Raw genomic sequence first — 8,019 nt, forward strand, 5'->3', positions numbered from 1 at the left:
AAAGAATTAATGATTTTCTCTAATTTTTTTAAAATGGTCTTGCATCACAGATTATAGTGGTGTATAGTAAAAAGGCATGCGTGGGAGAATGCGTAACTGTTCGTATTACCACAGCATAGGACAAAATATAGGAGGAACGTCTTATGAGCAAGAAAAAAGTTACAAAAGTTTGTAAGTTGCAGTTCCAAGCTGGTGGAGCTAAACCAGGTCCAGCATTAGCAAGTGCTGGTATCAACATGCCTCAGTTCTGTACAGCTTTCAATGATGCAACAAAAGACCGTAAAGGTGATATTGTTCCGGTTGTCATTACTGCTTATGAAGATAAGAGTTTTGATTTCGTATTGAAAACAACACCTGCTGCTAACTTGTTGAAAAAAGCAGCAAACGTACAAAAAGCAAGTGGAGATCAAAAAGTAGTTGCTGGTACAATTACAGTTGACCAATTAAAAGAAATTGCTGAGTACAAAATGCCAGACTTGAATGCCAATGATGTAGAAGCTGCAATGCGTATTGTTGCTGGTACTGCACGTAACATGGGTATCAAGGTTGAAGGATTTGAATAGGAGGAACATCAATAATGGCAAAAGTAAGTAAGAGATATGCTGAAGCAGCTAAATTGGTTGATCGTTCAAAAACTTATTCAATTGAAGAAGCTGTTAAATTAGCTAAAGAAACTAGTAAAACAAAATTCGACGCAAGTGTTGAAGTAAGTTTCCGTTTAAACGTAGACCCTCGTCACGCTGATCAACAAATTCGTGGGGCAATGGTATTACCTAATGGAACTGGTAAAACACAACGCGTTTGTGTAGTTGCACAAGGTGAAAAAGAAAAAGAAGCTCAGGCTGCTGGTGCTGATTTCGTTGGTGGTGCAGATATTATCGAAAAAATCTCTAAAGGTTGGTTCGATTTTGACGTATTAGTAGCTACTCCGGATATGATGGGTCAATTAGGACGTTTAGGACGTGTTTTAGGTCCTAAAGGATTAATGCCAAACCCTAAGACTGGTACAGTAACAATGGATGTTGCTAAGGCTATTGATGAAATTAAAAAAGGTAAAGTTACTTACCGTGTAGACAAAGAAGGAAACATCAACTTAGCTATCGGTAAAACAAGTTTTACTGATGAAGCTTTAGTTGAAAACTTCAATGCAATCTTCAACACAATTGCTAAGGCTCGTCCTGCAACTGTAAAAGGTGCATACATGAAAAACTTAGTTGTTTCAACAACAATGGGTCCTGGAATCCACGTTGAAATCGTTAAGTAATTGACAAATCTAGTAAAATAAATTAAACTACAGATTGTTATCAATATTCCAAAGACAGTAACGGCGTATGCTTAATAATGTTACCGAGGGTATGATGCATTGAATTTGCACAATTAGCCCGTCTTTGATGCGGGCTTTTCTTTTGAATATTGTTACAATAGATGAAAGAAGAGGTGGATCGAATGAACAAAGACATCCTTGCACAAAAGGAAGCTGATGTTATCGCCTTATCTGAAAAAATGGAAGCTGCTAGTAGTGTTGTATTAGTAGAATACCGTGGATTATCAGTAAAGGAAGTAACAGAACTTCGTCGTGCTTTGCGTGAAGAAGACGTTGAATTCAAAGTTTACCGTAACGCAATTGCTCGTCGTGCAGCTGAAAAATTAGGTCACGAAGATTTCGCAAAAACTTTAGTTGGACCTAACGCATTGGCATTTGGTAAAGATCCAGTTGCTCCTGCTCGTGTATTAGCTAAATTTGCTAAAAAACATGAAGCATTGGTATTAAAAACTGGTATCGTGGATGGAGCTATGGTAGATGAAGCTACTATCCAAAAATTGTCTGCATTACCTAACAAAGAAGGTATGTTGGCTAAATTCGCATCTTGCTTAAATGCTCCAGTTATCAAATTTGCTATGACTGTTAAAGCATTGGCAGAAGCTAAAGAAAACGGATCTGTAAAAACAGAAGAAGCACCAGCTACTGAAGAAGCAGCTGCGTAATTAATTATAGGAGGAAAATAAAATGGCTAAATTAACTCAAGAAGAAATTCTTTCTTATTTAGAAGAAGCAACAATTTTAGAATTAAACGACTTAGTAAGTGCAATCGAAGAAAAATTTGGTGTAGTAGCTGCTGCTGCTGTTGCTGCTCCAGCTGCTGCTGCTGAAGAAGCTGCAGGACCTAGCGAAGTAACTGTTACATTGGCTGATGTTGGTGCAACAAAAGTTGCTGTAATCAAAGCCGTACGTGAAATCACTGGTTTAGGATTAGTTGATGCTAAGAAATTAGTAGATGGTGTTCCAGCTGCTATTAAAGAAAATGTATCTCCAGAAGAAGCAGAATCAATTAAAGAAAAATTAGTTGCTGCTGGAGCTACTGTAGAAATTAAGTAATTTAAGCTTAATTTGTTATTAAAGCCTTTGTCTTTAGATAAAGGCTTTTTTTCTTTTTGTTTAATGAGTATGTACTTAAATGATGCTATTATGATACTAAAAAAGACATCATTCTAATTACGATAATGCCTTTTATATATGTTTATTCGTCTTTTAATATTTTTGTGACTGCATTATAGATTCCGTTATCGTATGTAGATGTTGTGGTAAAATTAGCATAGCTTTTTACAAAGTCACTCGCATTTCCCATCGCAACACCAATATCTGCTTTTTTTAACATATGGATATCATTTGTGCTATCTCCAAAACAGATGGTATCTTTCCATGAGAATCCTGTTTTTTCAAGAATCATTTCAATGCCTTTTGATTTATCATTATCAGCATTGAAGATATCGAAGCAGAATCCATCGGTTTTAACGTTAATTAAATCGTTTCTTAGGTTTGGATGAGCTTCCATAAATTGGTCAACTAATTTTTTATCTTTAGTAAGAACTACGGCATTAAAGGCTTTGTGTCTTAAATGATAGGACTGACTAGGGTCGTAGAATAGTGAATCTAGTACGTTGCAGTATTTACAAAAGTAATACATTGGGTAAAAGTTGTTGTAAATGTATGTGGCATCTCCAAAGTGAAACATTAGACCTGTTTCATGTTTTTTGCTGAAATTGACTAAGTCATTCACATTATCTTGTAAGATTGGATAGCTTCCGATTTCTTGAAAATCTTTGTCTAGAATGTAGCTTCCGTTAATCAATACATAATAATCAAATTGAACGCGTTGTAATATAAGTTTCATTTGATTTAAGGGACGGCCAGTTGCCGCACAGACAATATATCCTTTATCTTTTAGTGTCTGTATAGCGTCTAATGCGCTTTCTTGAATAACGTCATTTTCGGTTTGGTAAAGTGTTCCGTCCATGTCGAAAAATACAATTTTGTGTTTCATAAACATACCTCTATTCTTGTCTATATTATACTTTAATGAATGGAGAATGCGAAAAAAATTTTTATAAAAAATCAACAAAAAAGAATTGACAAATCATGCCGAATACTGTATCTTAATATTGCATGCGAAAATAGGTTCTGAAAAGAGCCTATATTTAATGGATGGGCAAGACCCACCCGGCTTCGTTTGCTTGGAAATTGAAAATTTTGAAAGGAGGATCTTATGCCTACAATCAACCAGTTGATTCGTAAAGGTCGTAAGGCCAGTCAAAACGTTTCAAAGTCTCCAGCTTTGAACCGTGGTTACAACTCATTGCAGTCTAAACCAACAAACCAATCAAGTCCACAAAAACGTGGAGTTTGTACTCGTGTTGGTACTATGACACCTAAGAAACCAAACTCAGCACTTCGTAAATATGCGCGTGTTCGTTTAAGTAATGGTATGGAAGTTACAGCTTACATTCCAGGTATCGGACACAACTTACAGGAACACAGTGTTGTATTGATTCGTGGTGGACGTGTTAAAGACTTACCAGGTGTTCGTTACCACATCGTTCGTGGAACTTTGGACTGTGCTGGTGTAAATGACCGTAAACAATCTCGTTCATTATACGGAACAAAAAGACCTAAGAAATAGATCAATCGTGAAAGGAGGAAATTAGATGCCTAGAAAAGGACACATTGCGAAACGTGACGTACTAGTCGACCCAATTTATAACTCTAAGTTGGTTACTCGTTTGATCAACAAAATCATGATTGATGGTAAAAAAGGGGTTGCACAAACAATTTTGTACAACGCGTTTGAAATCGTAGAAGTAAAAACAGGAAAAGCACCAATGGAGGTTTTCGAACAAGCTTTAGAAAACGTTATGCCTCAATTGGAATTGAAAGTTAGACGTGTAGGTGGAGCCAACTACCAAGTACCAGTTGAAGTAAGCGACGAACGTCGTTTGACTTTAGGACTTCGTTGGATCGTAAACTACGCACGTTTACGTAACGAAAAAACAATGGAACAGAGATTAGCAGCTGAAATTATCGATGCTTCTAATGGAACTGGTGCCAGTGTTAAAAAACGTGAAGACACTCACAAAATGGCAGAAGCTAACAAGGCTTATGCTCACTACCGTTGGTAAGAGAAGGAGTAAAGAAATATGGCTAGAGAATATGCTTTACACGAAACTCGTAACATCGGTATCATGGCTCACATCGATGCCGGAAAAACAACAACAACAGAACGTATTCTTTACTACTCTGGTGTAAACCACAAGATTGGTGAAACACACGATGGAGCTAGTACAATGGACTGGATGGAGCAAGAACAAGAACGTGGTATCACTATCACTTCTGCTGCTACAACAGCTCACTGGAAAAAGACAGACGGAACTGGTAAAGAATGCCGTATCAATATCATCGATACACCAGGCCACGTAGACTTTACAGTAGAAGTTGAACGTAGTTTACGTGTATTAGATGGTGCCGTAACAGTATTAGATGCCAAAGCAGGTGTAGAACCTCAGACTGAAACAGTTTGGCGTCAAGCTACTGAATATAACGTTCCACGTATTGTATTCTGTAACAAAATGGATGCTACAGGTGCTGACTTCTTAATGTCATGCAATACAATCATCGATCGTTTAGGAGCTAAATCTTGTCCAATTCAGTTACCAATTGGTGCTGAATCAGACTTCGAAGCTATCATTGATATTATCAAGAGAAAAGCTTATAGCTTCAGTGGAGATTTCGGTCGTGTAATTACTGAAATCCCAGTTCCAGAAGATATGGTAGATCTTATGGAAGAATACCGTGCTAAATTATTAGATTATTTAGCAGATTATGATGAAGATTTCATGATGCAAGTATTAGAAGGTGAAGAACCTTCAATCGAAGAAATCAAACGTGTATTACGTATTGCTGTATGTAATGGTGACTTCTTCCCAGTATTATGTGGATCTGCATATAAGAACAAAGGTGTTCAATTAGTATTGGATGCAGTAGTAGATTACTTACCAAGTCCATTAGATGTACCTTCAATTAAGGGTACTACATTAGATGGAGAACCAGATGTTCGTCACCCTGGTGATGATCAACCATTCTCAGCATTAGCATTTAAAATCGCTACAGACCCATTCGTTGGAAAATTATCTTTCTTCCGTGTTTATTCAGGTACTGCTACAGCAGGAAGCTATGTATTAAACTCAACTAAAGATAAAAAAGAACGTTTCGGACGTATCGTTCAGATGCACGCCAATGCACGTAAAGAAATCACTGAAGTTTATTCAGGTGATATCGCTGCTGCTGTTGGCTTAAAGGTTACTACAACAGGTGATACATTGTGTGATGAAGATCATCCAATCATCCTTGAATCTATGGAATTCCCTGAACCAGTAATCGAATTGTCTTTGGAACCAAAAACTAAAGCTGACCAAGACAAAATGGGATTGGCTCTTGCAAAACTTGCAGAAGAAGACCCTACTTTCAAAACATATACAAACGAAGAAACAGGACAAACAATCATTGCCGGTGTAGGTGAACTTCACTTGGATATCATTGTTGACCGTTTACGTCGTGAATTTAAAGTTGAAGCAAATGTTGGACAACCACAAGTTGCTTACCGTGAAACAATTCGTCAGGCTGCTGATTGTGAAGGAAAATATATCCGTCAGTCAGGTGGTCGTGGACAATATGGTCACGTATGGATCAAATTCGAACCAAACGAAGGGAAAGGATTTGAATTCGTTGATGCTATCGTTGGAGGTAGCGTACCTAGAGAATATATCAAACCAACTCAAGAAGGTTTGGAAGCAGCATTGGAAAATGGTATGATTGCAGGTTACCCAGTAATCGATATCAAAGCTACATTATTTGATGGATCATACCACGATGTCGACTCTAGTGAAATGGCTTATAAGATTGCCGCTAGTATGGCATTGAAAGAAGCAGGAAAGAAATGTAAACCTGCTATTCTAGAACCAATTATGTTCGTAGAAGTAACTGCACCAAGTGAATACTTAGGTAGCGTTATGGGTGACGTTTCAAGTCGTCGTGGACAAATCACTGAACAGGAAGAACGTGGAAATGCAGTAATCGTTCGTGCACATGTTCCATTATCAGAAATGTTCGGATATGTTACAGACTTACGTAGCTTTACTCAGGGACGTGGAAACTACTCTATGAAGTTCGACCACTACTCAGAAGTTCCAAAGAGTATTGCAGAAAAAATTATTAAAGAGAATTCAAACGAAAACTAGTTGATTTTCGTTTGGTTCTGAAATACAATATTTATTGTATGAAATATGTTAGCATTTAGGAGGAAATTATAAATGGCTAAGGAAAAATTTGACAGAAGTAAAACTCACGTTAATATTGGTACTATCGGTCACGTTGACCACGGTAAAACAACATTAACAGCTGCTATTACAACAGTATTAGCTAAAAAAGGTATGGCTAAAGCTGAAGCTTATGACCAAATCGATGGTGCTCCAGAAGAAAAAGAACGTGGAATCACTATCAACACTGCACACGTTGAATACCAAACAGAAAAACGTCACTATGCACACGTTGACTGTCCAGGCCACGCCGATTATGTAAAAAACATGATCACTGGTGCTGCTCAGATGGATGGAGCAATCTTAGTAGTTGCTGCATCTGATGGACCTATGCCTCAAACACGTGAACACATCTTGTTAGCACGTCAGGTAGGTGTTAAATATATCGTTGTTTACTTAAACAAATGTGATATGGTTGACGATGAAGAATTAATTGACTTAGTAGAAATGGAAGTTCGTGAATTATTAAACGAATACGGATTCGACGGAGACGAAACTCCAGTTATCCGTGGTTCTGCATTACAAGCTCTTCAAGGAGATGCTAAATACGAAGAATCAATCTACGAATTGATGGATGCTGTTGATACTTGGATTCCAGATCCAGCTCGTGAAATGGATAAACCATTCTTGATGGCAATCGAAGACGTTATGACAATTTCTGGTCGTGGTACAGTAGCTACAGGACGTGTTGAACGTGGTCAAGCTCACTTAAACGACGAAGTTGAAATCGTTGGTATCAAAGATACTCAAAAAACAGTATTAACTGGTTTGGAAATGTTCCACAAACAATTAGACGTTGCTGAAGCAGGTGACAACATTGGTGCATTGTTACGTGGTATTGCACGTGACCAAATCCAACGTGGACAAGTATTAGCTAAACCTGGAAGTGTACACCCTCACACTAAATTTAAAGCACAAGTTTATGTTTTAACTAAAGAAGAAGGTGGACGTCACACTCCATTCGTTTCTAACTACCGTCCTCAATTCTACTTCCGTACAACTGACGTTACAGGTGTAATCACATTGCCAGAAGGAACTGATATGGTAATGCCTGGTGACAACGTTGTTATGAACGTTGAATTGATCGCTCCAATCGCTATCGAAACTGGTACTAAGTTCTCTATCCGTGAAGGTGGACACACTGTAGGTGCTGGTAACGTTACTGAAATTGACGCTTAATTAAACTTATTTAAATTAAAGACTGATACATTTGTATCGGTCTTTTTTATATATTGAGATTTTGGTTTCGGAACAGGGAAATACGGTATGTGAAAAAAACTGTAGATTTTCACAAATTGTTGATTATGAGGAACGATAAAAAGGACTATCGTAATAGCCAACATTTTGCATTTGCCTTTTAGTTGCTGAATT

The 8,019-nt window shown here is 37.5% G+C and carries 9 protein-coding genes and 1 other annotated feature; of the genes, 8 read left to right on the forward strand and 1 reads right to left on the reverse strand.

Annotated elements, in window-relative coordinates; all coding sequences use genetic code 11:
• Positions 1-143 precede the first annotated feature (143 nt).
• The 4 genes from rplK (at position 144) to rplL (ending at position 2,377) form a co-directional block, all read left to right on the forward strand.
• The gene (gene rplK, locus LJE08_RS12015; RefSeq protein ID WP_003866292.1) at positions 144-563 is read left to right on the forward strand and encodes a 50S ribosomal protein L11; all 420 of its coding nucleotides are present in this window, start codon (positions 144-146) and stop codon (positions 561-563) included.
• A 14-nt stretch (positions 564-577) separates the two neighbouring features.
• Positions 578-1,264: a 50S ribosomal protein L1 gene (gene rplA, locus LJE08_RS12020; protein WP_117926323.1), complete on the forward strand. Its 687-nt coding sequence runs from the start codon at positions 578-580 to the stop codon at positions 1,262-1,264.
• Between the two features lie 30 nt (positions 1,265-1,294).
• Positions 1,295-1,414 (forward strand) — a sequence feature (ribosomal protein L10 leader region).
• 32 nt (positions 1,415-1,446) lie between these two features.
• On the forward strand, positions 1,447-1,986 hold the full coding sequence (gene rplJ, locus LJE08_RS12025) for a 50S ribosomal protein L10 (RefSeq protein ID WP_117573312.1): 540 nt from the start codon (positions 1,447-1,449) through the stop codon (positions 1,984-1,986).
• Between the two features lie 22 nt (positions 1,987-2,008).
• A complete protein-coding gene (gene rplL / locus LJE08_RS12030) occupies positions 2,009-2,377 on the forward strand; it encodes a 50S ribosomal protein L7/L12 (RefSeq protein WP_217256593.1) in 369 nt (122 codons plus the stop codon).
• Between the two features lie 142 nt (positions 2,378-2,519).
• On the opposite strand, the gene LJE08_RS12035 is transcribed toward rplL, so the two are convergent.
• Complete coding sequence (locus tag LJE08_RS12035; RefSeq protein WP_227403351.1) at positions 2,520-3,323, reverse strand: HAD family hydrolase; 804 nt, start codon at positions 3,321-3,323, stop codon at positions 2,520-2,522.
• Positions 3,324-3,545: 222 nt separating this feature from the next.
• On the opposite strand from LJE08_RS12035, the gene rpsL reads away from it, so the two are divergent.
• The 4 genes from rpsL (at position 3,546) to tuf (ending at position 7,827) form a co-directional block, all read left to right on the forward strand.
• Positions 3,546-3,959: a 30S ribosomal protein S12 gene (gene rpsL, locus LJE08_RS12040; RefSeq protein WP_117573318.1), complete on the forward strand. Its 414-nt coding sequence runs from the start codon at positions 3,546-3,548 to the stop codon at positions 3,957-3,959.
• Positions 3,960-3,984: 25 nt separating this feature from the next.
• Complete coding sequence (gene rpsG, locus LJE08_RS12045; protein WP_003866299.1) at positions 3,985-4,455, forward strand: 30S ribosomal protein S7; 471 nt, start codon at positions 3,985-3,987, stop codon at positions 4,453-4,455.
• Positions 4,456-4,473: 18 nt separating this feature from the next.
• Positions 4,474-6,570 carry an elongation factor G gene (gene fusA, locus LJE08_RS12050; RefSeq protein ID WP_117926329.1) on the forward strand — a complete coding sequence of 699 codons (2,097 nt, stop codon included), beginning with the start codon at positions 4,474-4,476 and terminating at the stop codon, positions 6,568-6,570.
• Between the two features lie 72 nt (positions 6,571-6,642).
• A complete protein-coding gene (gene tuf / locus LJE08_RS12055; RefSeq protein ID WP_003866301.1) occupies positions 6,643-7,827 on the forward strand; it encodes an elongation factor Tu in 1,185 nt (394 codons plus the stop codon).
• Positions 7,828-8,019 lie beyond the last annotated feature (192 nt).

The sequence above is a fragment of the Holdemanella sp. DFI.5.55 genome, from assembly GCF_020593575.1.
Lineage (GTDB): Bacteria > Bacillota_I > Bacilli_A > Erysipelotrichales > Erysipelotrichaceae > Holdemanella > Holdemanella hominis.